General features: G+C 58.1%; 21 protein-coding genes, 1 tRNA gene and 1 pseudogene. 3 read left to right on the forward strand and 20 right to left on the reverse strand.

The genetic code is table 11. The features are described from left to right. A pseudogene (locus RTU96_RS04300) lies at window positions 1–1,075 on the reverse strand (hypothetical protein); the annotation flags it as partial. Between the two features lie 152 nt (window positions 1,076–1,227). After that, on the reverse strand, window positions 1,228–1,434 hold the full coding sequence (locus RTU96_RS04305) for a helix-turn-helix transcriptional regulator (RefSeq protein ID WP_312635161.1): 207 nt from the start codon (window positions 1,432–1,434) through the stop codon (window positions 1,228–1,230). A 157-nt stretch (window positions 1,435–1,591) separates the two neighbouring features. On the opposite strand from RTU96_RS04305, the gene RTU96_RS04310 reads away from it, so the two are divergent. Continuing rightward, window positions 1,592–1,759 carry a hypothetical protein gene (locus RTU96_RS04310; protein WP_312635162.1) on the forward strand — a complete coding sequence of 56 codons (168 nt, stop codon included), beginning with the start codon at window positions 1,592–1,594 and terminating at the stop codon, window positions 1,757–1,759. Between the two features lie 196 nt (window positions 1,760–1,955). Here RTU96_RS04310 and RTU96_RS04315 read toward each other — a convergent pair. The 9 genes from RTU96_RS04315 to RTU96_RS04355 all read right to left on the reverse strand — a co-directional run bounded on the left by RTU96_RS04315 (window position 1,956) and on the right by RTU96_RS04355 (window position 10,067). After that, a tRNA-Leu gene (locus RTU96_RS04315) sits at window positions 1,956–2,042 on the reverse strand. A 143-nt stretch (window positions 2,043–2,185) separates the two neighbouring features. Then, entirely contained in the window at window positions 2,186–3,253 is a 1,068-nt protein-coding gene (locus tag RTU96_RS04320) for a putative glycoside hydrolase (protein ID WP_312635163.1), read from the reverse strand. A 25-nt stretch (window positions 3,254–3,278) separates the two neighbouring features. Then, window positions 3,279–3,716, reverse strand: a complete 438-nt coding sequence (rpiB, locus tag RTU96_RS04325) for a ribose 5-phosphate isomerase B (protein WP_312635164.1) — start codon at window positions 3,714–3,716, stop codon at window positions 3,279–3,281. Window positions 3,717–3,863: 147 nt separating this feature from the next. Next, window positions 3,864–4,673, reverse strand: coding sequence for a histidinol-phosphatase HisJ family protein (locus RTU96_RS04330; protein WP_312635165.1), 810 nt, complete (start codon window positions 4,671–4,673; stop codon window positions 3,864–3,866). Window positions 4,674–4,681: 8 nt separating this feature from the next. Continuing rightward, window positions 4,682–5,815, reverse strand: a complete 1,134-nt coding sequence (gene dnaJ / locus RTU96_RS04335; protein ID WP_293008363.1) for a molecular chaperone DnaJ — start codon at window positions 5,813–5,815, stop codon at window positions 4,682–4,684. A 159-nt stretch (window positions 5,816–5,974) separates the two neighbouring features. Continuing rightward, window positions 5,975–7,825, reverse strand: a complete 1,851-nt coding sequence (gene dnaK / locus RTU96_RS04340; RefSeq protein WP_312635167.1) for a molecular chaperone DnaK — start codon at window positions 7,823–7,825, stop codon at window positions 5,975–5,977. Between the two features lie 49 nt (window positions 7,826–7,874). Next, complete coding sequence (locus RTU96_RS04345; RefSeq protein WP_312635168.1) at window positions 7,875–8,486, reverse strand: nucleotide exchange factor GrpE; 612 nt, start codon at window positions 8,484–8,486, stop codon at window positions 7,875–7,877. After that, window positions 8,483–9,535 carry a heat-inducible transcriptional repressor HrcA gene (gene hrcA / locus RTU96_RS04350; RefSeq protein WP_312635169.1) on the reverse strand — a complete coding sequence of 351 codons (1,053 nt, stop codon included), beginning with the start codon at window positions 9,533–9,535 and terminating at the stop codon, window positions 8,483–8,485. Before hrcA ends, RTU96_RS04345 begins: the two co-directional genes overlap by 4 nt. A gap of 277 nt (window positions 9,536–9,812) precedes the next feature. Beyond that, window positions 9,813–10,067, reverse strand: a complete 255-nt coding sequence (locus tag RTU96_RS04355) for a hypothetical protein (RefSeq protein WP_293008355.1) — start codon at window positions 10,065–10,067, stop codon at window positions 9,813–9,815. 168 nt (window positions 10,068–10,235) lie between these two features. Between RTU96_RS04355 and RTU96_RS04360 the strand changes: the two genes are divergently transcribed. After that, window positions 10,236–10,472, forward strand: a complete 237-nt coding sequence (locus tag RTU96_RS04360; RefSeq protein WP_293008353.1) for a helix-turn-helix domain-containing protein — start codon at window positions 10,236–10,238, stop codon at window positions 10,470–10,472. 147 nt (window positions 10,473–10,619) lie between these two features. On the opposite strand, the gene RTU96_RS04365 is transcribed toward RTU96_RS04360, so the two are convergent. The 6 genes from RTU96_RS04365 to rsxC are packed head-to-tail and all read right to left on the reverse strand — an operon-like array spanning window position 10,620 to window position 15,784. Then, on the reverse strand, window positions 10,620–11,522 hold the full coding sequence (locus RTU96_RS04365; protein WP_312635170.1) for an RnfABCDGE type electron transport complex subunit B: 903 nt from the start codon (window positions 11,520–11,522) through the stop codon (window positions 10,620–10,622). Between the two features lie 12 nt (window positions 11,523–11,534). Then, window positions 11,535–12,119: an electron transport complex subunit RsxA gene (gene rsxA, locus RTU96_RS04370; protein ID WP_293008349.1), complete on the reverse strand. Its 585-nt coding sequence runs from the start codon at window positions 12,117–12,119 to the stop codon at window positions 11,535–11,537. A 3-nt stretch (window positions 12,120–12,122) separates the two neighbouring features. Beyond that, a complete protein-coding gene (gene rsxE / locus RTU96_RS04375) occupies window positions 12,123–12,737 on the reverse strand; it encodes an electron transport complex subunit RsxE (RefSeq protein WP_293008347.1) in 615 nt (204 codons plus the stop codon). Window positions 12,738–12,755: 18 nt separating this feature from the next. Beyond that, the gene (locus RTU96_RS04380; protein ID WP_312635171.1) at window positions 12,756–13,391 is read right to left on the reverse strand and encodes an FMN-binding protein; all 636 of its coding nucleotides are present in this window, start codon (window positions 13,389–13,391) and stop codon (window positions 12,756–12,758) included. Continuing rightward, a complete protein-coding gene (locus tag RTU96_RS04385; RefSeq protein ID WP_293008343.1) occupies window positions 13,388–14,407 on the reverse strand; it encodes an RnfABCDGE type electron transport complex subunit D in 1,020 nt (339 codons plus the stop codon). The genes RTU96_RS04380 and RTU96_RS04385 overlap by 4 nt, the downstream gene beginning before the upstream one ends. 3 nt (window positions 14,408–14,410) lie before the next feature. Continuing rightward, complete coding sequence (rsxC, locus tag RTU96_RS04390; protein ID WP_312635172.1) at window positions 14,411–15,784, reverse strand: electron transport complex subunit RsxC; 1,374 nt, start codon at window positions 15,782–15,784, stop codon at window positions 14,411–14,413. A gap of 294 nt (window positions 15,785–16,078) precedes the next feature. Between rsxC and RTU96_RS04395 the strand changes: the two genes are divergently transcribed. After that, window positions 16,079–16,894 carry a DUF975 family protein gene (locus RTU96_RS04395; RefSeq protein ID WP_312635173.1) on the forward strand — a complete coding sequence of 272 codons (816 nt, stop codon included), beginning with the start codon at window positions 16,079–16,081 and terminating at the stop codon, window positions 16,892–16,894. 144 nt (window positions 16,895–17,038) lie between these two features. Here the strand turns inward: RTU96_RS04395 and RTU96_RS04400 are convergent, their stop codons facing one another. From RTU96_RS04400 to RTU96_RS04410, 3 genes are all read right to left on the reverse strand, one after another. Further along, a complete protein-coding gene (locus RTU96_RS04400; RefSeq protein ID WP_312635174.1) occupies window positions 17,039–18,067 on the reverse strand; it encodes a putative ABC transporter permease in 1,029 nt (342 codons plus the stop codon). A gap of 244 nt (window positions 18,068–18,311) precedes the next feature. Continuing rightward, window positions 18,312–21,344, reverse strand: a complete 3,033-nt coding sequence (locus RTU96_RS04405; RefSeq protein ID WP_312635175.1) for an S-layer homology domain-containing protein — start codon at window positions 21,342–21,344, stop codon at window positions 18,312–18,314. Between the two features lie 213 nt (window positions 21,345–21,557). Further along, window positions 21,558–23,078 (reverse strand): 4Fe-4S dicluster domain-containing protein, encoded by a 1,521-nt coding sequence (locus RTU96_RS04410; protein ID WP_312635176.1) that lies wholly within the window; start codon window positions 23,076–23,078, stop codon window positions 21,558–21,560. Between the last annotated feature and the right edge of the window lie 49 nt (window positions 23,079–23,127).

Here is a 23,127-nt window from a genome sequence, read left to right on the forward strand (position 1 = left end):
GACCGACGGGACCTTGGATACCCTGCACACCTGCGGGTCCAATATCTCCGGTGGGTCCCTGAACGCCCTGCAATCCTGTAGGACCGACGGGACCTTGGATACCCTGCACACCTGCGGGTCCAATATCTCCGGTGGGCCCCTGAACACCCTGTAAACCTGTAGGACCGACGAGACCTTGGATGCCCTGCGATCCTACCGGGCCAGTGTCACCGATGGGTCCCTGAACGCCCTGCAGTCCTGTAGGACCGACAGGGCCTTGGATGCCCTGCGGGCCTGCCGCGCCGGTGGGGCCGGTGGGGCCCTGAATTCCCTGTGGACCTGCGGGACCGGTGGGACCTTGGATCCCCTGCACACCTTCCGGGCCCGTGTCGCCAGTGGGCCCCTGAACACCCTGCAAGCCCGTGGAACCGGCAGGGCCTTGAATACCCTGCAAGCCTGCCGGGCCGGTTCCACCGGTAGGCCCCTGAATTCCCTGTGGACCTACGGGACCGGTGGGACCTTGTGTTCCCTGTGCACCTCCGGATCCGGTGGGACCGACTGGCCCTTGCGCTCCCTGCGGGCCTGCGTCACCGGTGGGTCCTTGCATTCCCGGCGTACCTGCCGGACCAGTGTCACCTGTGGAACCTTGAATACCCTGAGGGCCTACGGGACCGGTGGGACCTTGTGTTCCCTGTGCACCCTCGGGACCAGTGGGGCCGATGGAACCTTGCGCTCCCTGCGGGCCTGTGCCGCCGATAAGGCCGATAGGCCCCTGAACGCCCTGCGGACCCTGAATACCTTGCGGGCCTTGCATCCCTTGTGCGCCGGTGGGCCCGTCGACCCCCTGTACCCCCTGCGGACCCGTGGGGCCCGTAGAGCCGGTGGACCCCTGCATTCCCTGCGAACCGGTCTGACCAGTCGGGCCGGTGGGGCCTTGAATTCCCTGTGCGCCGGTGCTGCCCATGGGACCGGTAGGCCCTTGCACGCCCTGTGGGCCAGTCGGGCCGGTGGGGCCAATGAGGTAGCTGCTGCAACAGCACGGATCGTATGGTAATCGACAAGAAGTGCTGAACTCTGTGTTTTTATGGACAATCATGATAGTAACTCCTTATGTTCCGCTCCATATACGGTCAAAATCAAACCGAGAATATGTCTTATCGCTCTTAAAGCTGTTACAGTATATGCTTGAAGCGAAAAGGAGAAACAGAAGCGCCAAACTGTCAATTTACATGCGGCTGTCATGGAGTGTTAAAGCAAATCCTCCGGCTTAACTCCCAGCGCTTTTGCGATAATCAGCAAGTCTTTATCCGTTACCATTTTTGTCTGCCCCTCAATTTTGGAGAGACAGGAACCGGTGATCTCCATGCCCTCGGACTGGAGTTTGGCAAGCAGTTCCTTCTGCTTCAACCCTTTATCAAGACGTATTTTCGTTATATTCGCGCCTACGACGTTCATTTCGCCGAGTGAATGTTTTCGTGGTTTCAAGATCAACACCTCAAATATATAATTCTGTTGAGAGAATTATATATCCATACAGTCTTGACATAATTCCACCAGCGGAATTATAATATATTATATTTCCGCAGATAGAATTATACGCGAGGTGTTTACCATGCCGGACTATAAAGAAATGTATATCACACTATTTAAAGAGACAACAAAAGCTATCAGTATTCTTCAAGCGGCACAGCAAAGAACAGAAGAAATCTATATCTCAGACGATACGGAAAATAATCTCATATTGCTCAAGCCCCATGAGGATAAGAAGGAGAAAGATTAGAGGAAAAAAAAGGCTGGACATCATCAAGCAAACCGATGATGTCCAGCCTTTTTTATGGAGTTCTCCGCTTCTTTCGTGGGCCTCTCGGTTTAGATTCCGGGCGCCGTTTCTTACCGTTAGGAAAGAAATCATAGTTGAAATAAAGCAATAATCCGAACCCATGCCCAATAGGGACAAGGTTCGGATTATCATGATTTGGTGCCGGTGGCCGGACTCGAACCGGCACGCTGTCGCCAGCGGTGGATTTTGAGTCCACTACGTCTACCAATTCCATCACACCGGCAGGTGTAACGGGAGTATTATAGCACAACGCCACGAAACGTTCAAGAGCATTTTCGCGTTTTTTTGAAAGATTACAAAGCGCACCCGCCGCGCAGAAATACGCCGGGGGAACGAACTGTCGTCCCCCCGGTGTTTGTTTGCAGTTTACGGTGCGAGCAAATAGGACTCGCCATCCTCCGTCGTCCCCGGCTGGGCCAGCACCGGCACCAGCTCGGTATCCTTGCTGGCAGCGGCAAGCCGCGTCCGCAGGGAGTCCAAAGCAATCCCCTCCCCGGAGACATAGACCCGGTCCATCAAGGGCGCAATGTCCTCCAGAGACTGGCCGGATACATCGGTAAGCATTGAGGCGGGATCAGCCCCCTCCGGCGGCAGCATAATAGACAGCTTCACGTCATACTCTGCCAGCGCCGCTTTCATCTCCGTCAAAAACGCGTTGATTCCCTGGCGCAGGCTGTCCGGCAAACCGGTGGCTGCCGGACCGTAGTCGATCTTGTTCAGCTTTCCCGCGGTAGGATAGCTCACGTCCGTCAGGAGAATTTCGTCAAAGCCCGCCGCCGCGCAGGCGGTGGCCAAATCAACGAGATATTGCCGCGCTTCCTCCTTAGAGGGGGCCAGCCATCGGTCGTTGTTCCCGTCGTAAAAAACATAGCCGCCGGTGTTTTTCAGGCCCTTGCCCGCAAGATCTGCACTGGAGGCAACAGAATCCCGGAAGCACGCAATTTTGGCAATGGCATAAACGCCCTCATCCTTCAGCATATCTCCCAGCGCCGCAGCGGAGCCTTCCACGGTCTTCACCGCCGACGGCGGCGCGGCCTGAGAATCAATATAAACAAAGCCGTCCGTATCCTTCACGGTGTATACCGCGGCGTTATACGCCCCGCCGGGGGAAACTACGGCCCAAGCGGCTTTCCAGTTGGTCAGCGGGCCCACCGGAAGCGCGGCGGCTTGAATGCTTTTCTGCTCCGGCTCCTCAATGGTAAAGCTTGCATCGCCGGGTTCATCCGCCGATGTGCTGCCGGAGCCATCAGGCTGGTCCTTTGAAAATTGCGGCAGGTCCAGCCTTGGGCGGTCAGAATCGTCGTAGACCACGTACTTTTGCAGCCGAATCACCGCCACAGCCCCCAAAATCACCAGCACCAGCAAAACTGCCAGCAGGATCTTCCACTTGGGGCCCTTTCCATGATAGCTGCTGTATCCTCTCGGTCCCCCCATAGTGTTCCTCCTCCGAAGTTTTTGCTCAGTCCCCGATGGCGTCCATCAGAGCCACGCGGCGGGCGTGCCGTCCGCCCTCGAAGTCGGTATTCAAAAAGACCTTTACCATTTCCAGCGCCAGCATCGGCCCTGTAAAGCCCGCACCCATGGCCAACATATTGGCGTTGTTGTGCTGGCGGCAGAGCCGGGCCTGCATCGTGTCCGCACAGTGGGCACAGCGAATCCCCTTCACCTTATTGGCGGCGATGGAGATGCCGATGCCGGTGGTGCAGATGACAATGCCCTGCTCACATTCGCCGGAGGCCACGGCCCGGGCCGCCGCCTCGCCGAACACGGGATAGTCGCAGCTCTCCGTGGAAAAGCACCCAAAGTCGTGGCACTCGTACCCGTCCTTCTCCAACTGCTGTTTGATTTTTTCCTTCAGCTCAAATCCGCCATGGTCGGCGCCCAGTGCGATTTTCATAAAAACTTCCTCGCATTCATTGGTTTGACGGCATGACGCTCTGGCCCCGGCGTGGCAAATGCCGCGTTCCGCGCCCCGGTCCGCCGGAGGGTGCAATGCACCTTTTCTTCATCTTACACGCAATTGGAGAAATATGCAAGACATCCCTTACAATGCGTGCCAGACGGGCCGCTGCTTTTCAAAGGTACAAAAGCGGGTAAAGCCGCATTCCCGCAGCAGAGCCTGCCCCTCCCGGATTCCTTTGCCCACGTCCGTGGGACGGTGGGCATCACTGCCCAATGTAATCAGCTCGCCCCCAAGGCCGCGGTACAGCCTCAGCCATTGTGCATCGGGAAGGAAGCGACTGCCCCGGGTGGTGTTCACCTCGATACCCTGACCGCCCTGAATCAACGTCCGCAGAATTTCCTCCAGCTCTGCGCCATAGCCGTCCACATTGATGTGAAAGCCCCGGTAATCGTTCATATACCGCAGGGGCAGCGTCATGTGGCCCAGCACGGTGAATTTCCCCCACCGGGCCATTTTCAACAGGTTCCCAAGATAATCCTCAACCTCGGCATAGCAGGTTTTCTCGTCCGGTTCCTGCATCCACCCGATATCCTGAAGCCCAAACCGCTCGGAGAGCATATGGACGGAGCCGATGATAAAATCCAGCTCCGGCATACCCGCAAGCAGCCGCTCTGTCCGGGCCTCGTCCACCTGCGCGTCTCCCAGCTCCAAACCCAGCCGCAGCTTCACCGGGCCGGACCATTTGGCGGCGGCTTCTTCATATTCCTTCGTCAGCGCTCCCCAGTCAAATTCCTCCAGCGGAATGACCGTGCGGGGCTTCACCGGCTCAAAATGGTCGGTAAAGCAAATTTCATCCAGCCCCGCTTCCGCAGCGGCGGCGGCCATTTCCAGCATAGGGGCGGTGCTGTCGGGGGAGACGCGGGAATGGGTGTGGTAATCGGCCAGATACATGGAATGCCTCACTTTTTGTATTTCTTAAAGAACTTCTTGCGGTCCTCGTCATTACTGTCGCCCATGGATTCAGCAAACTTTACAAGAGCTTCCTTCTGGGCTTTGTTCAGGTTTTTGGGAGTTTCGATGTAAACGGTAACATACTGATCGCCCCGGCCTCGACCGTTCAGCAGGGGAATCCCCTTGCCCCGCAGACGGAAGGTGGTGCCGGTCTGGGTGCCTTCGGGCAGGGTGTATTTCACCTTCCCGTCGATGGTGGGAATCTCCAGTTCCGCCCCCATCACCGCCTGTGCAAAGGTGACGGGCGCTTCGCACAGCACGCTGTTGCCCTCCCGGCGGAACAGCTCGTGAGGCTTCACCGTGATGGTAATCAGCAGGTCCCCGGCGGGTCCGCCGTTTTTGCCCGCGTGGCCCTGACCACGGATAGACATGGTCTGGCCGTCGTCAATTCCGGCAGGAACCTTCACCTCAATGGTGTGACGGCTGCGAAGCATGCCGGTTCCGTAGCACTCCTTGCAGGGCTGATGAATAATGCGGCCCTTTCCGCCGCAGCGGGGGCAGGGACCCGTGGACGCAAACACGCCCAAGGGCGTCTGCTTGCGGGTCTGCACCGTGCCGCTGCCGTGGCAGTCGGGGCAGATTTCCGGGGTAGTCCCCGGCTCGCAGCCGTTGCCCTTGCAGGTGTCGCAGGTTTCGTACCGCTCCACCGTCACCGACTTGTCGCAGCCAAAGGCCGCTTCCTCAAAGGACACGGACACAGCCTGACGGATGCTCTCGCCCCGCTGGGGCGCGTTGGGGTTGGCCCGACGCTGTTGTCCGCCAAAGCCACCGCCAAAAAAGCTGCCGAAAATGTCCCCCAGATCGTTGAAGTCAAAGCCGCCCGCACCGCCGTAGCCCCCGCCGAAATTGGGGTCCACGCCGGCGTGTCCGTATTGGTCGTAGCGGCTCTTTTTATCTGCGTCGGACAAAACCTCATAGGCCTCGTTGACTTCTTTAAACCGGGTTTCCGCCGCCTTGTCTCCGGGGTTCAAATCGGGATGGTTTTCTTTGGCAAGCTTCCGGTATGCTTTTTTAATCGCGTCCTCAGACGCATCCCGGGCAACGCCCAGAACCTCGTAATAATCACGTTTTTGATCTGCCATACAGTGCTTAAGTCCACGAATCCTTTCCGCCACTGCGGCGGGCAGGCTCCGCTTCCTTATTCCTCCTCTCCGTCCCGCGCCCTCGGCGCGGCGCCTTGGGTCGGGCTATACGGGGTATGCGGAGCCGCCGCTATGGCCGCTCCGCATTCCATTCACTTGTTACTGATTGCCGTCCTTTTTGTCCTCTTCATCCACGACCTTATAGTCCGCGTCGTAGTACTGACCCTGCTGTCCGCCCGCGTCGGGACCCGCGCCGGGCTGCTCGCCCTGCTGGGGACCTGCCTGCTGATAGAGCTTTTCGCTCACGGCATAAAACGCCTGCGTCAGCTCTTCGGTAGCAGCCTTGATGGCGGCGCTGTCGGTCCCCTTGAGGACCTCCTTCAGCTTGTCGATGCCGGACTGCACCTTGGCCTTGTCGTCGGCAGGAATCTTATCACCCATTTCGTTCAGGGTCTTCTCAGACTGGTAAACCATCTGGTCGGCCTGATTGCGGGTTTCCACTTCCTCTTTCAGCTTCGCGTCCTGAGATGCAAACTGCTCTGCTTCCTTCACCGCCCGCTCAATGTCGTCCTTGCTCATGTTGGTGGAGGAGGTGATGGTGATATGCTGCTCCTTGCCGGTGCCCAAATCCTTGGCGGAGACGTTGACGATGCCGTTGGCGTCAATATCAAACGTGACCTCAATCTGAGGCACGCCACGGCGGGCGGGGGCGATGCCGTCCAAATGGAAGCGGCCGAGGGACTTGTTGGCAGCTGCCATCTCCCGCTCACCCTGAAGCACGTTGACCTCCACGGAGGTCTGGTTATCGGCTGCGGTGGAGAACACCTGGCTCTTCTTCACGGGGATGGTGGTGTTGCGGTCGATCAGCTTGGTGAACACGCCGCCCATCGTCTCAATGCCGAGGGACAGGGGCGTCACGTCCAGCAGCAGCAGACCCTTCACGTCGCCGGTAAGAACGCCCGCCTGAAGCGCCGCGCCCATGGCCACACACTCGTCGGGGTTGATGCCCTTGAAGGGATCGCTTCCGGTAAAGCTCTTTACAGCATCCTGCACGGCGGGAATCCGGCTGGAGCCACCCACCAGCAAAACCTTGTTCAGCTCGGAGGGCTTCAGGCCCGCGTCGGACATGGCCTGCCGCACAGGGCCCATGGTGGCGTCCACCAGATGGCTGGTCAGCTCGTTGAACTTGGCCCGGGTGAGAGTCACGTCCAGATGCTTGGGGCCGTTTGCGTCGGCGGTGATATAGGGGAGATTGATGTTGGAGCTGGTAACGCCGGAAAGCTCCACCTTGGCCTTTTCGGCGGCTTCCTTCAACCGCTGCATGGCCACCTTGTCGCCGGAGAGGTCCACGCCGTCGCTCCGCTTGAACTCGCTTACCAGATACTTCATGACGCACTCGTCAAAGTCGTCGCCGCCCAGCCGGTTGTTGCCGGCGGTGGCCAGCACCTCGATCACGCCGTCGTCAATTTCCAGAATAGACACATCGAAGGTGCCGCCGCCCAGATCGTACACCATGATTTTCTGGGAGTGCTCCTTGTCCGCACCGTAGGCCAGCGCGGCGGCGGTGGGCTCGTTGATAATACGCTTAACCTCAAGACCCGCGATTTTGCCTGCGTCCTTGGTGGCCTGACGCTGGGCATCGGTGAAGTAGGCGGGAACGGTGATGACCGCCTCGGTGACGGTGCTGCCCAGATACGCCTCGGCGTCGGCCTTCAGCTTTTGCAGAATCATGGCGCTGATTTCCTGAGGGGTGTAAGCCTTTCCGTCAATGGTGACCTTGTGGTCGGTGCCCATCTCCCGCTTGATGGAAGAGATGGTGCGGTCCGGGTTGGTGATGGCCTGACGCTTTGCCACCTGACCCACCATACGCTCGCCGGTCTTGGAAAACGCCACCACGGACGGGGTGGTGCGGTTGCCCTCGGCATTGGCAATGACGATGGCCTCGCCGCCCTCCATCACCGCCACGCAGGAGTTGGTGGTACCCAAATCGATTCCGATTACTTTAGACATAATGAATTCCTCCTATATCGAAACATAAAAAATTACAAATCCGGCAAATTTAATTAGCCACGCGGACAGCCGCGAAACGCAGAACCTTGTCGCCCATCATAAAGCCAGCCTGAAACACGTCTGCCACCACGTTTTCGCCCAGCGTCTCGTCGTCGATATGCATGACGGCGTTGTGCCGGTTGGGATCAAAAGGCTGGCCCAGCGCTTCCATCTCGGTGACGCCCAGCTTTAAGAGCACCTCTTTGTACTGGGTAAAAATCATTTCCAGTCCCTTTTTGTGAGGGGACTCGTCATCGCCCCCGGCCTGCATGGCCCGCTCCAGATTGTCGTATACGGCCAAAAAGGCAGTGGCGGTGTCGGCCTTGGCGTCCTGATAGATGGACTCCTTCTCCTTGGCGGTGCGCTTGCGGTAGTTGTCATATTCTGCGCTCAGGCGGGTAAACTGGTCCGTAACGGAGGCAAGCTGCCTTGCCGCCAGCTCCGCAGCCTCCATCTGCTCCCGGGTAAGCGTATAGGTCTTTTCCTTTTTCTTAGGCTCCTTCCGGGGCTTTTCGTTCTTTCCGGGAGCGTCCTGCGAAGTCTCCTCCGTCTCGGGGGGAAGGGTCTGCTCCGCCTCCTGCTCCGGGGTCTGATCGATGGGCTCTTTCTTTTCCTCGCTCACGTCTTTGTGTCCTCCTTCTTGGAAAGTAAATCCTTCTTTCCAAACATTCGTGCCATACCTTCGGCAAAATAGCTCAGCCGCGCAGTCACGGCGGCGTAATCCATACGTGTGGGGCCCACCACACCGATGAGGCCCCGCAAATCGTCTCCGATGTCATAGCTTGCAACCACCACGCTGGTGTCCATCAGCGCGCGGCTGACGTTTTCCGGCCCGATGAGAATTTTCATCGGGGCATTTTCGTCGGGGGAGGGGAGATCCGCGTCTTCGTCGCTGAGATAGCTCATAAGCTGGTGTGCCTTATCCGCATCCCGGAATTCCGGAAGCTTTAGAAGCCGACTGGCTCCTACGGTCTGCACCTCTCGGCGGCCCGCCTCGTCCAGCACGTCCGTGGCATAGGCCACGGTCTGGCTCAGGGGTAAAAACACCTTGGGGGAGAGCTGATCCGTCATGTGCAGCAGCCGCTCGTTCATCTCGTCGGCGGAACTGTTGGTAAAATGGGTGTTCAGCAAATGGGCAAGCGCTGGTATCTGATCCGCGTCCAGCTTTAGCTGAAGCCGGAGCAACTGGCTTTTCACCCGGTTGTTTCCCATCATCATCACAACGATCAAACTTTCATCGTCCACGGGAATCAAATCAAAATGCTTAGCAAAAAATTTTTTTCTTCCGGCGGTGGCTGTGTACACGGGATAGCCCGCCAGCGCGCTGACCGCCTTCCCGGCCTGAGAAACAGTCCGGTCCAGCTCTTCCATTTTCAGGTGAAGCGCCGCGTTCAGCTTTTCCGTCTCCGCCACGCTGAGCTTTTGCCGCTCCATCAGCTCGTTGACATACAGTCGATAGCCCTTGGGCGCGGGCACCCGCCCGGCGGAGGTGTGGGGCTGCTCCAAATAGCCCAGCTCCACCAAATCCGCCAACTCGTTGCGGATGGTGGCGGAGCTGACGGAGCCTCCCATCTGGGTGGCAATGGCCTTTGAGCCCACCGGCTCGGCAGTGGAAATATAATCCTCCACCACCGCCTTCAGTATTTGCTTTTTTCGGTCTGTCAAATCCATAATCCGCTCCTTACCAGAACGGTAAAACAAAGATTAGCACTCATTAGTTCCGAGTGCTAAAGCGAGTTTACCACCACGCAAAACGAATGTCAATGGATGGATATAAACAAATTGTAAATTCAGGCAAAACCCCTCGTTTTGTGGGCACGGCGGTCATTCGCGGGGCCGCGTGGAGACGGGGTTGCCTAAGAGAAACACAGTCCTTTTTAAGCGAGCGCTTTAAAAAAACGCAAAAGCGTCCCGTGTCCGCTTTCACAGACCGGGACGCTTATTTTAACTAATTTTCGGAAGTTTGGGCAGCCTCCCAGCCTTGCAGCAGCGCACGCGCCGCCTCTCCGCTGGGCGGCAAATCAGTCAGATGCAGCAAATATCCGGCGGCGTCCCGCCACTGCGATGCGGAATACGCCTCCTGCGAAAACTCCAGCGCCGCCCTTACCGCGCGGCGCTGAAAACTCTTTTCCCGCAAATCTGAAAGATAATTGCAGCCTGTGCGCCTTGCCAGCACCTCTAAAAGCTCCTCTTCTTCCGGCATAACCTCACCCCTCGCCAAAAGTGTATTTATTTATTCTAATAATACTATATTACTCGCTAAAAGTAAATAATATTATTCTATTGGTCTGTAACACAGCATCCTTTGTTTTGATAACATTAAGGATAAATAGGAAAGTATCCTAATTTGCGGAGGAGGGAGGGATACCGCTTGCGGGAAAAATATCGGGAAAACTACCGGCTTCTGGGGCTGAGAATTGCTTATTACCGGAAGGTACGGGGCTATACGCAGGAGCAACTGGCGGAAATGATCGGCAAAAGCTGGTCGTTTCTCAGCCAAATTGAGGCCAACAACGGCGCGAGGCTGAAGGGACTTTCCCTGGAGACGCTTTTTTCCATTGCCGAAGCGCTTCAAGTTCCGGCAGGACGCTTGTTTGACCAGGACTGAAGACAGAATAACGATGGCAATACGGCACAATTCACCGCCTTGGTCTTCACATGCAAGCATTGGGCAAGATCAACGCAGACAAAGAGGCAGGCCCAAATCTTTCGATTTGGGCCTGCCTTTTCTTGTGACAAAGTCTTTGGGATACTCTTACGCGTTGGGAGCGGGAGTGGCAGTCTGCGCGGCGGCGGCAGCCTCAGCGGCGGCCTTGGCCTTGTCAGCCTGTGCCTTTTTAACGGCCTTGTACTTCTCCTTCTCCTCGGGCGTTGCGATGGGCAAAATGCAGTCGCGGGGGCAAACCTTGGTGCACATCTTGCAGTTAATGCACTTGGCGTAGTCAATCGCGGCCACGTTGTTGGTCACATGGATGGCGTCCTTTTTGCACTCCTTCTCGCAAAGACCGCAGCCAATGCAGGAGTTGGCGCACACGCTCATGGCCACCTTGCCCTTGTCCTGATTGATACAGGCCACATGGACCTTCTTGGACACCGGCACGGAGATAATCAGCTTGCGGGGGCAGGCGGTGGCGCAGGCCATGCAGTCAGTGCACTTCACAGGGTCCACCACGGCGCAGCCGTTGGGCGCGATGTGCATAGCGTCGAACTGGCAGGCAGTCACGCAGGAGCCAAAGCCCAGACAGCCGAAGCCGCACTCCAGCGGACCGGCAGCCACCTTCGTGGCGGAGACACAGTCCAGCACGCCGCGGTATTCAAAGCGCTTTTTCGCGGCGGTTCCGCCGTTGCAGCGGACAAAGGCCACCTCTTTTTCGGCGCTGCTGGATTCCACGCCCATAATGGCGGCAATCTTCTCGGCGCTGGCCGCGCCGCCCACGGGGCAGGCATTGACCGGCGCGCTGCCGTCCAGAATGTGGCCCGCACAGTCGGAGCAGCCCGCATAGCCGCAGCCGCCGCAGTTTGCGCCGGGCAGGGCGTCGACAATTTCAGGAAGTCTGGGGTCGGTTTTCACGGCGAAGACAATGGACGCCACTGCCAGAATGACAGCAAAAATAGCACCCAGAATGCTCAACACCAGAATGGCATAGACAATATTCATGATTTCTCCTCCTTAACCGAAGACGTTCGCACCGGAGAAGCCCATGAACGCCAGCGCCATCAGGCCGGCGGTAACCAGCGCGATGGGAAAGCCCTCAAAAGCTTTTGGGGGATCAGCGAACACAAGACGCTCCCGGATGCTGGCAAACAGCACGATGGCCAGCAGGAAGCCCAGACCGCCGGTAATGCCATACACCACGGACTCAATAAAATTGTAGCCGTTCTGCACGTTCAGCAGGGCAACACCCAGCACGGCGCAGTTGGTGGTAATCAGCGGCAGGTAAATGCCCAGCGCAGTATACAGGGCGGGGAGGGACTTCTGGAGAAACATCTCCACAAACTGCACCAACGCGGCGATAATCAGAATGAACGCCACGGTCTGCATATACGCAAGGTTCAGAGGAACCAGCAGATATTCGTTGGCGAGCCAGGTGAACGCGGAGGCCAGGCCCATAACAAACGTAACGGCCACGCCCATGCCCACGGCGGTGTCAATCTTTTTGGAAACGCCCATAAAGGGGCAGATCCCGAGGAATTGGGCAAAAATGAAGTTATTGACCAGAATGGCGCCCAGCGCAATGGAAAAGATTTCTTTCATGGCTTACTTTTCCTCCTTTGCAGCCTTTTTGGGCCGGTTCAGCGCCCACTGCATGGCGGCAATCAATGCGCCCAGCACGAGGAAGCCACCCACCGGCAGCGTCAGCACGCCAATGGTCTGATAGCCCGCGGGCATGATTTGAATGCCTGCCAGAGTGCCCGCACCCAAGAGCTCGCGGATGATGCACATGGCCAGCAGCACCAGCGTGTAGCCAAGGCCCTGAAACACACCGTCCAGCGCGGAGGCGGCAATGCTCTCTTTGGAGGCAAAGGATTCCGCACGGCCCAGAATGATGCAGTTCACCACGATCAGAGGGATAAACACACCCAAAGACGAGGCAATGGCGGGCAGAAATGCCTGCAGCAGCAGATCCACGCAGGTAACAAAGCCTGCGATAACCACCACGTACATGGCGATACGAATTTTGTTAGGAACGATTTTCCGGATAGCGGAAATAACGACGTTGGAGGCGGTCAGAATCAGCAGCACGGATACGCCCATGCCAAGGCCGTTTGCAATCGAGGTCGTGATGGCCATGGTAGAGCACATACCCAGAAGCTGCACCAGCACGGGGTTGTTGGTAATGACGCCCTCTTTCAACTGTTTACCGATGTTCATTGTTCAACTCCCCCTTTCTCAACCCATTGCGGCGGTCACGGCAAGTGCGCCGTTCACGCCGCCGGTGACGCCCTTGGTGGACACGGTGGCGCCGGTGATGGCGTCCACATTGCTGCCAACCGTCAGGTCGCCGTCCGTATGGCTCATGCCGACAAACTGCTCCAAAACGCCCACGCCGCTGCCAGGCAGCGGATCGTTGTTCATAATCTTGGTGCCGATGCCGGAGGTTTCGGCGTGGGAGACGATGGATACGCCGGTGACGCTGTCTTCCGCGTCCACGCCCACCATCATCACGATGGTGCCCTGAGAGCCGCTGGCGGCCATCTTCACGGCGTAGCCCGCTTCGGCCCCGTCGGACCCGATGACCTGATAAATCTCAGTCACCTTGGTCTTATAGGTTGCAGCGGCGGCGGTCATTTCGTCGGTAATCTCCAGCGCGTCGGAAAAGGTGCTGTTGGGATCGGCCACCACGGCGGACATGGCCGCCACGGTCTTGGCCTTGTTGGCGGCGGTAATATTGGGCTCGGTCACCTGATTGACAAGGCCCAGCAGTCCCGCCACGATGATGCAGGTGATAGTCAGGGTGAACGTCAGCACCAAAATGTACTTGGGGTCCATCGTGATTCTTTCCTTGCTTTTCACTTGTTCGCTCATTTCGAAGCCGCCTCCTTCTTATCGGATTTGACGACGCCGAAGCGCTGAGGCTTCACATACTTGTCGATGAGGGCGGTCAGCAGGTTCATCACCAGAATGGAGTAGCACACGCCCTCGTTATAGGAGCCGAAATAGCGGATAAACACGGTAATCAGGCCGCAGCCGATGCCATAGATCAACTGGCCCGTGGGGGTGACGGGAGAGGTCGCGTAATCGGTCGCCATGAAAAACGCGCCCAGCAGCAGTCCGCCGCCCAGCAGGTTGAACAGCATCCACGTAATCGCATCGTTCCCACGGGGGAAAAGCAGCGTCAAAACGACCACGGTGGCGATGTAGCTCACCGGGGTCTGCCAGGAGATGACCTTGCGGGCCAGCAGGTAAATGCCGCCGGCAATGAGCATCAGGGCAGAAATTTCGCCGATGGACCCGCCGATGCGCCCCAGGAACATGTCCGTCATGGTGACGCCGCTGTCCAGCAGTCCCTGCAAATTATTGGTATGGAGATAGGCCATGGGGGTGGCCGCCGTCACCGTGTCGGCGTTAGAGCCGAACAGGTGAGAGGTGGCCTGAAACTTCGCCCAGGTAGTCATGTTCCCGGCGAAGGAGGCCACCATCATGGCACGGCCCACCAGAGCCGGGTTTACAAAGTTCTTGCCGATGCCGCCGAAGAGCTGCTTGGCAACCACGACGGAGAAAAAGCTGCCCACGAACAGAGCAAAATAGGTCACGCCCACGGGGCAGACGAATGCCAGCAGCATACCCGTGACCACTGCGGAAAGATCGCCCACAGCCTGATTTTTTTTCATCAGCTTGCGGTACGCCCATTCCCATCCCATGCAGAAAATCACGCTGGCGCAGGTCACCGTCAGCGCCCGAAGACCAAACGCCCACACAGCATAGGCAAGGGCGGGCAGCATAGCAATAATCACATCCAGCATAATGGAGCGGGTGTTTTCTGCGGCGCGGATATGGGGAGAAGACGTGGCGATCAGCTTCAGATTTTTATAGTCGGTCATCTCTCACGCCTCCTTCTTCTCTGTCTTGTCCGCCAATGCGGCGGCCTTTTCGGCGGCTGCCTTGTCGGCGGCCGCTTTATCCTTCACCAGCTGCTTGCCGGTTTTAAACATATGAGTCAGATGAATCCGGGCGGGGCAGATGTAAGAGCACGCGCCGCATTCCATGCAGTCCATAATGTTGGCGGCGTTCAGCTCCTCGGTCATCCCCTTGGAAGCATACTGATACATAAACAGGGGCTCCAGCTTCACCGGGCAGACGGAAACGCACTTGCCGCAGCGGATGCACTGGGGATGCTCCACGGTCTGCTCTTCGTTTTCGCAGAACGCCAAAACCGCGCCGGTGCCCTTGGCCACCGGGATGTCCGCGGTGTACTGGGCCATGCCCATCATGGGGCCGCCGGCGATCAGCTTATATGTACCGTCCTTCAGGCCGCCGCAGGCGTCCAGCAGGTTTGCCACGGGCGTCCCGATGGGGCACTCCAGATTCTTCGGGTCAATCACGCCGGAGCCGGAGACAGTAACCACCTTGCTCACCACGGGCAACCCCTGAGTAACGGCCCGGTAGATGGCGCAGGTGGTGTTGATATTGAACACGGCGCAGCCGATGGCGGAGGGCAGTCCTCCCGGAGGAACCTGCTTGCCGGTAACAGCCTGACAGAGCTGCTTTTCACCGCCCTGAGGGTAACGGCAGTGCAGGGACTCCACCACCACGGGGGCATGCTTCTGGGCAATGACCCTGTTCATGGCGTCAATTCCGTCGCGCTTGTTGTCCTCCACACCGATGACGACCTTATCCACGCCAAACATTTTGGCCAGATAAATCGCGCCTCCGATGATTTCCTCGGGGCGCTCCAGCATAGCGCGATGGTCGCCTGTGATGTAGGGCTCGCACTCCGCGCCGTTGATGATCACGGTGTCGACCTTGCCGATTCCGCCGGAGATCTTCACATGGGTAGGGAAGGTTGCTCCGCCCATGCCGACAATGCCGGCGTCCTTGACGAGCTCCACCATCTCCTCGACGGTGAGTGCGCTGGGGTCCGCGGGGGCCTTGATTTCTTCGCTCAGCTCGTTTTTCATGTCATTTTCGATCACGATGGCGGTCATGTTGCCCCCCATGGAATAGGGTCGGGGCTCCACGGCCTTTACCGTGCCGGAAACGCTGGCGTGAATCGGTGCGCCCAAGCCGCGGAACTCGCCGATTTTCTGTCCGACTTTCACATGGTCGCCCGCCTTGACAAGGGGGGTACACGGAGCGCCGAAGTGCATGGACATGGGGATGACCACCTCAGCCGGGGGTGCCAGTTGTTCGATGGCCTTTTCATTGGTGGCGGCCTTCATATCATGGGGATGAACACCGCCGAAAAACGCTTGTGCCATTGTTTTCACCTCATTTTTCTCCTGGTTAGAGCGTTAAAGGTTGCTCTGCCACATACTGCGCATTATTCTACACCTAAAATGAATAATTGTCCAGACTGTTAGTGCTGCTTTTCTCAGAAATTTGTGCTTTTTTTAACGAAATTTGTATATCTTTTTATGGTGGACCAACCGGGTCTTGCCAAGCTTTCCCATGCATGATACACTGATGAAAAAGCACGCAGCGGTGACATCTGCACCGCTGTTATGAGAAATGGTTTGCTTCCGGTATCCGGCGGCACGAAAGGAGTTTTTATTGTGGAACAGATTGACCGGCCTGCATTAAAAGCGGAGATGAAGGAGATGCTTCGCTCCGCACAGGTAAGTCCCAAGGGATTTGTGGGGCTTTATCTTCTGCTGATTCTGGCCCTGAGCATGGTGGACGCTCTGGCCAGCAGCGGCAGCCCCGTGACTTACGGGAATCCCCTGGGAAGCTTTGTCAGCATCCTGACTTCGCTTCTGGGCGTTGTCCTGCAAGCCGGCTTTATTCTCTACTGCATGGATATCCGGCGGGGTGTCCGGGCCGGATATCTCACGCTGTTTGATGGGTTTTCCTTCGCGGGGCGGGTGATCGGACTTGCTATTTTACAGTATGTTTTTATCTTTCTCTGGTCCCTTCTGTTCTTTATCCCGGGCATTGTGGCTACGTACAGCTATCGCTTCGCCTATCTGAATCTCTGCGAAAATCCAGAGCTGGGCTGTCTGGAGGCGCTGGCAATGAGCAAACGGCAAACCCTGGGCTACAAAGGGCAGCTGTTTGCGCTGGATTTAAGCTATTTGGGATGGCTGGTGCTGGCTTACCTGCCCTCAACTCTGTGGGTTGCCTACGTCTTTTCTCAGATCACCGCCGCCTCCATCACCGGCACCGCCTATACGCTGCCCTCCACGGGCGTATCCTTTACCATCAGTCTCTTTTGCTCTTTGTGGACTGTGGCGGTACAACTTTTTTACCTGGCCTCCTATCAGTGCACGAAGCTGGGATACTATGAAACTGCCAAGCGCACCAGCGGCGTTTCTCCCAATTTCGGCTCGGAGCGGCAGGAATCGGGTGATGAGGACAGGGGGCTGTTTTAAGTTTTAACGGCGAGACGCCGAAAATTTCACAGCATACATAAAGGCCGGAGCGTGAATACACGCTCCGGCCTTTTTTTATTATGAAAATCACTCGCTTATTCCGACAAGCAGCAAAAGCAAGCGTGGGTTTGGAAAAGAGCGTTCTCAGTCCTTGTCGGTCCCTTCCAGACGGCGAAGGTTCTCCATGGCCTCGGGGTATTGCCGCGCGGCGGCAGAGGGATTGCCCCGCAGGATACGCAAAGCCTGACGATAGGTTTTCGCGGTTCTGGCCCGAACGGCCTCCTGCCGCGCCCGCAGCTTTTTCACCGCCTCGTCCAGCTCCGCCAGCTTCCCGGCGGACAGGCCATTTTCGCCCATCAGTTGATCCCGACAGACCTCGGCGGAGGCGGCCACGTTCTCCAGCGCACTCAGAGTGGCGTCCGACAGTGTTCGCAGCGCCTCGGCCAGTCGATCCTCCCGCCGCTGCTTCCGTTCCGCCCGGCCTTTGGCCCTCTTTTGCCGTTCTTCTCTCAGCCGGCTTTGCAGTAAAATGCGCTCCACCTGGGTTTTGTCCCGAAATTTTTGCAAATCCTCCTCCGCGAAGGCAGAGATAATCTCCATCCGCCGGGCAAGGCGGCGCAGCTCCTCGTTTTCCTCCGTGAGCTTTTCCAGCATGGCGCGAAGGTCCAGCGCGGCCTGCACGGAGCGCACCGCGTCCACGGTAAAGCCCGCCACCAGCGCCAGCGCCAGCGGCGTGGCGAATGCGGCAGGAATGGACAGCACCAATCGCGCAATCGGCGGATGGACTACCTTCACCAGTAAAATGGAGAAAAAGCCCCAAGCAATGCTGCTGGAAAGGCAGATATAGCCGTTCACATTGAACCTTTGTCCTGAATAGTCCCAATAGCGCACCTTGAAAAGCCGCTCCATGGCCGCGCCGGTGACGTATTCCAGCAGCGTGGCCGCCACCGCGCCGCTCAGGTACAGCAACGCAAAATAGTTTCGCACCGGCAGAGTAAACAGCAAAATCAGGATGGCTCCGGAGCCGTAAATGGGCAGCACCGGCCCGTAGAGGAAGCCCCGGTTAACCCATCTGCGTCGCCGCACGGAGACGTAGCACGACTCCCAAACCCAGCCGCACAGACAGTAGAAAAAAAACAACAGGACCCACTGGTCCGCCGTATAGGCACGCAAAAAGCTCCCTCCCTTCAATAATTGTCTCGTCAGTCTACTCCTATCCCGTCGAAAAATCAACCGGACAATTTTTAACATTTAGGCCATCCGACTAAATTCTTTCAATTTCCCGCTTCTTTCTTTAAAACCTCCTCTCGTGGGCGCGCAGAGAACAACGCAAACCGAAAGGCCCCGGGGAATTAAGTTCCCCGGGGCCTCACGTTTTGATTCTTCGCGTTTGCCGCGAAAATTTTTCACGCTGTCTTTACAGCAGATTGTAGAGAATCTTCGCCATCTGTCCACGGGTGATCGAGGTGTTGGGGCGGAACGCGCCGTCCTCATAGCCGCTGATGACCTTCTGGGCCGCCATGGTCTGAATGTAATAGGCGGCGTAGGCGGGAATGGAGGCCGCGTCCTTAAAGGTGAGGGCCGCCTGGGCATAGCCCTTCTGCTGGGTCCGGCCGATCATCGTTGCCGCCTGAGCGCGGGTAAGACTTGCACCGGGGTTAAAATAAATCTTTCCATTCTTCTCAGACCCGGTAAGAATCCCCATGGAGTACAGCGTTTTCACTGCGGTGCGGGCATACTCGCCAATGTCTCCCGCGTCTGCGAAGGGAAGGTCGTTTGCTTCGTATCCGCTTCCGTCCAGTCCCAGATAGCGGTAAAGCATCACGGCAAATTGCTGGCGGGTAATGGATTGGTTGGGGCGGAAGGTCCCGTCCTCATACCCGGTGGTAATCCCGGCGGTTTTCAGCCAGTCCACGTAGGTCCCGGCCCAATAACCCGCGGTATCGCCGAACTGCGTCTCACCGCCGGTGGCGGCAATGTCGCAGGAGGCGCGGCCGATGTTGCCGGAAGCGTCCCGTGCGGTGACGGTAACGCGGTGAGCATAGGTATCGCTCACAGAGAGCGCGGCGGAAAGAGTTCCCTTCGCCGGGTCATAGGTAAAGGAAACGGCCTTGCCGTCCATAGTCACGGACACGCCGCTCTGGGCAGGGAATTTGTCTGCCGCGTCGGTAATCGTTGCGGTTAGGCTGGTTCCCGAGAGGGAGGCCTTCACCTCGGGGGGCGCGGTGTCCACCACGTTGTTATAGGAGGTCACCAACTGATCCAGATACAGTGTGCCGGATGCGGCGGTTGCTGTCCCGTCCGCGTTGATTCCAGAGGTCATCTTAAAGCCTGCCAACGTCGCGGCCCCTGTGGGCAGAGCAACGGTAATCTGCTTCCAGCCGGTAAAGTCCACGCTGCCTGCCGGGGTTTCCACGGTGTTGGCCCCGTCGGAGGTCAAAACGGTCAGCGCGTTGCCAGACTTGTCGCCATACAGCCAGAAGCTCATCTGGGTATAGGCGCTGCCGATAGAATAGGGCACGGCGAAGAGAATAGAGGAGGTTCCGTCCGCGCCGATGGTGTAATTCACGGCGGCGGAAGCCCGGCCGTACTTCACCAGATTCATGTCGGTAACGCGGGAAATGGTTGCGCCGTAGCTGAAGGAGGAAAGCTCGGGTGCGGCGGCTTCAAAGTCCTCCACCGTGGCAAGGGCGATGTGGGAGACATTCACCTGCACCGTGGCGGTCTTTCCCCCGGCGGAAACCGTCAGGGTGCCGGTTCCGGGAGAACCGGCGGTAAACTTCCCGGTTTTGTCCACCGCGCCGATATCGCCGGTGACAGCCCAGGCAAAGGCCTCCGGGTCCGCCTTCAGGGCCAGATGCCGATAAACGGCGGAGGCGGTGAGGGTTGTTGCGCTGCCGGGAGCCACAGTCAGCGTGGTGACGGCGGTGGCGCCGTTTTTCACGGAGATGGAGTCCGGCGTGGTGACGGCGTGAACCTTGGCAGAGCCGGACTGCCCGCCGCCCGTGGCGGTGACAGTCACCTCTCCGCCGCTGGCGGGGGTGGTAAGAACGCCGTTTTCAATCTCCCCGGCGCTGGTGCTGAGGGTATAGCTTTTGCCGCTCATGGGAATGTAATTGGTATCCACGGCGGCGGCAGTCACGTTTACCTTGCTGCCCGCCAACACATAGCTGTTGTCAGTAGAAACGTAGAAATGGCTCAGTTGTCCGCTGGACTGGTTGGGGGCCACCAGAAAAATCTGATTGCTCACTGCCCGCTCGCTGCCGCCGGAAGGTCGATTGACGGTTTTCGCGTTCACCGCGTCCGGCTGGGTTGCAGTGAAGGTGGTGGACCCGCCGCCGTCGAGACACAGAGCGGTGACGCAGCCCAGCTCAATCAGCCGCTGGGCCACCTGCGTCATGGACGCGCCCACGGAATACCCAGACCTGCGTCCGTCGATGGTATAGAACACCAGCGTTCCGTCGGCCTTCTGGCCCACGGCGGTGCGGGGGTTCACATCGGTGGGAAGTCCGGAAACCACGCTGCCATTCTGCACCAGCGCATACAGCGCGCCCACGGCATACTGCACGTCCAGCCAGTCGCCGGTGGCCGGGGCGGCGGTAATGGTGATCGTTGCGCCGACGGGAATATTTTTCATAGCGTCCAGGGCATAGGCATCCGCTTGATTGTTGACGGATAAAACCACTTTCCCCTGCGGAACGGCGGTGCCCGCCGCGTCGGCAAGCACGCTGTCCACCGTCAGCACCAGCGGGCTTCCGCTTAAAGCCAAAGAGCCGCTCTGGATGGTGCACACCACATCCACCCCCGGCTCCGAGGTGCCGATGGTGTGTTTGGAGTTGAATTCATACGTATAGAGGTAGATTCCGCCTCCGGAAACCCGGGCCTTGTTGACAGCGGCAAGCTGGCGCACCACGCGGGCGGGGAAATCACCGTTGTCCAGCATCTCATAGCCAAGGTCGGCACTGACCTTCACAGCGGGCTTGCCCAGCACGGCGGTGCCGTCCTGTCGGAAGCCGATGGCCCAATAGCCGCCGTCGGAGCTTTTCAGCTCGCCCTGCGCCGCCACCATGCCGATGGGAAGGCCGTTGTTCACATTGTAAAAGTCTCCGTTCAGGCCCGCCACCACGCGGTAACCCTGACTCTCCAGCGCCTGTGCGGCGGAGGAGACGGTATTGCAGGATGTAAGCACGCTGCCGTAGGTCACCATGGGCGTTGCGGAGGAGCCAGGCCTGTATGTAATCAGGTTTTCCACCCGCATATCGTTGTAGGCGGTGCTCCAGAACACGTTGGTGGACAACTGCGTATCCCGGTGCACCGGGACGTCCTTTTGAAGCAGGTCCTCGCCCAGCGCGGTAGATGCCGCGGCGGGAACCATCAGCGCACACAGCAAAGATGCTGCCAGAACGCTGGAAAAAATGCGGCGCAGGTAGTTTTTCATATCGACGTTCATGCCTCCATAGTCTCTTCGGTTGTTGTCAACTCTTTTATTTATAACGCTTTCAGAATACCATGCCTTAAAAAGAAAGTAAATCCCGGACGGGCGCTTTCCCCCATGCAATCTTTGGAAACCGCGCGGAACAGGCTCTATTGTAAAGACGTGCCGGCGCAGAAAAAGTTGCAGGCCGCCGAAAAGTTTGCAAACTTTTCGGCGGCCGCCCGGTATTTATTCCTTTGTATCTCCCAGCCGCTCTTTCAGGGGGCTGTCCAGCGCGTTTTGAATGGCCGCGCCATCCTTATATTTCTGGACCGCGGCGGCGGTTTCCCGCACCGGGGCGATGGTGCCTGCGCCGGCGACGCAGCCGCCGGGACAGGCCATGCCCTCCAGCAGATAACCGTCCCGTTTTCCGGCCTTTGCAAGAGTGAGCATCTTGCGGCACTCCCGCAGTCCGTCGCCATAGTCAATCAACATCTCCCGCTCCGGGTCGATGCGCTTCACGGCCTCCACCACCGCGGCGGCCACGCCGCCGCCCACCGCGAAGCCCCGGCCCGCGCCGGTCGCCACGGTGAAATCGTCCGCCGGGTCCTCGGGGAGCTGGGAAAAATCAATTTCCTTGGCGTCAAACATGCCCTGAAGCTCCTCAAAGGTCAGCACATAGTCCACGTCGGACCGGACGGATTTGCGGTTGGCCTCCAGCTTTTTCGCGGCGCAGGGGCCGATAAAGCAGATGCGCGCGCCGGGATGTTCCTTTTTCACCATCCGGGCGGTAATCACCATGGGAGTCAGGGCCATGGAGATATAATCCTTGAAATCCGGGAAAAGCTTTTTTGCCATCATGCTCCACGCGGGACAGCAGGAGGTTCCCATAAAGGGCTGCTCCGCCGGAACCTTTTCCAAAAAGTCCTCCGCTTCCTCAATGGTACATAAATCTGCACCCACGGCCACCTCCACCACGTCGGCAAAGCCGCAGCGGCGCATGGCAGCCTTCAGCTTTGCCGGAGAAGCGCCCTTTCCAAACTGGTTGACAAAGGCGGGGGCAACGCAGGCAATCACCCCATCATGGCGCTTCATGGCATGAATAATCTGAAAAATCTGGCTCTTGTCCGCGATGGCGGCAAAGGGGCAGTTTACCAGACACATGCCACAGGAGACGCACTTGTCATAGTTGATTTTGGCCCGGCCCCGCTCGTCGGATTCAATGGCGTCCATCCCGCAGGCGGCGGCGCAGGGCCGCTCCAGATTGCTGATGGCGTGGTAGGGGCACTGGTTGACGCAGCGGCCGCACTTGATGCACTTGCTCTGGTCGATGTGGGAGTGCTTCATCTCGTCAAAATAAATCGCGTCCCTGGGGCAAACCGCCTGACAGGGATGAGACATACATCCCTGACAACTGTCGGTCACCCGAATCCGCTTGGTGGGACACGCGTTGCAGGCAAATGAAATTACGTTTACCAGCGGTTCTTCAAAAAACTTGTCGTCCGCCGATGCGGCCTCCTCGATGCCCGCGCTGGCGGGAGCCCGCACGTCCACGGGCTGAAGCGGCAGGCCGCAGGCCAGCCGGACGCGCTCCTGTACAATGGCCCGGGCCAAAAAGACGTTGCTGCGATACTGAGAATCCTCTCCGGGGACAATCCTATAAGGAATCATATCAACGCGGGAATAGTCCCCGCCCTCATAGGCAATCTTTGCCACCTCGGTAAACACGTTCCGCCGGATATCATCTACGGCGCTGTGAATGCCACGCACTGTTCTTTTCCTCCAAATGTTCGTTGTTCGTTTCGATCTTTCCTCATGT

The organism is Oscillibacter sp. (assembly GCF_032018205.1).
In the GTDB taxonomy this organism is placed as follows: Bacteria; Bacillota; Clostridia; order Oscillospirales; family Oscillospiraceae; genus Oscillibacter.

Excerpts from the sequence above, each read along its gene's own strand:
- RTU96_RS04305 (WP_312635161.1), bottom strand. The coding sequence starts at position 1,434 with ATGAACGTCGTAGGCGCGAATATAACGAAAATACGTCTTGATAAAGGG.
- RTU96_RS04310 (WP_312635162.1), top strand. The coding sequence starts at position 1,592 with ATGCCGGACTATAAAGAAATGTATATCACACTATTTAAAGAGACAACA.
- RTU96_RS04320 (WP_312635163.1), bottom strand. The coding sequence starts at position 3,253 with ATGGGGGGACCGAGAGGATACAGCAGCTATCATGGAAAGGGCCCCAAG.
- rpiB (WP_312635164.1), bottom strand. The coding sequence starts at position 3,716 with ATGAAAATCGCACTGGGCGCCGACCATGGCGGATTTGAGCTGAAGGAA.
- RTU96_RS04330 (WP_312635165.1), bottom strand. The coding sequence starts at position 4,673 with ATGTATCTGGCCGATTACCACACCCATTCCCGCGTCTCCCCCGACAGC.
- dnaJ (WP_293008363.1), bottom strand. The coding sequence starts at position 5,815 with ATGGCAGATCAAAAACGTGATTATTACGAGGTTCTGGGCGTTGCCCGG.
- dnaK (WP_312635167.1), bottom strand. The coding sequence starts at position 7,825 with ATGTCTAAAGTAATCGGAATCGATTTGGGTACCACCAACTCCTGCGTG.
- hrcA (WP_312635169.1), bottom strand. The coding sequence starts at position 9,535 with ATGGATTTGACAGACCGAAAAAAGCAAATACTGAAGGCGGTGGTGGAG.
- RTU96_RS04355 (WP_293008355.1), bottom strand. The coding sequence starts at position 10,067 with ATGCCGGAAGAAGAGGAGCTTTTAGAGGTGCTGGCAAGGCGCACAGGC.
- RTU96_RS04365 (WP_312635170.1), bottom strand. The coding sequence starts at position 11,522 with ATGAATATTGTCTATGCCATTCTGGTGTTGAGCATTCTGGGTGCTATT.
- rsxA (WP_293008349.1), bottom strand. The coding sequence starts at position 12,119 with ATGAAAGAAATCTTTTCCATTGCGCTGGGCGCCATTCTGGTCAATAAC.
- rsxE (WP_293008347.1), bottom strand. The coding sequence starts at position 12,737 with ATGAACATCGGTAAACAGTTGAAAGAGGGCGTCATTACCAACAACCCC.
- RTU96_RS04380 (WP_312635171.1), bottom strand. The coding sequence starts at position 13,391 with ATGAGCGAACAAGTGAAAAGCAAGGAAAGAATCACGATGGACCCCAAG.
- RTU96_RS04385 (WP_293008343.1), bottom strand. The coding sequence starts at position 14,407 with ATGACCGACTATAAAAATCTGAAGCTGATCGCCACGTCTTCTCCCCAT.
- rsxC (WP_312635172.1), bottom strand. The coding sequence starts at position 15,784 with ATGGCACAAGCGTTTTTCGGCGGTGTTCATCCCCATGATATGAAGGCC.
- RTU96_RS04405 (WP_312635175.1), bottom strand. The coding sequence starts at position 21,344 with ATGAACGTCGATATGAAAAACTACCTGCGCCGCATTTTTTCCAGCGTT.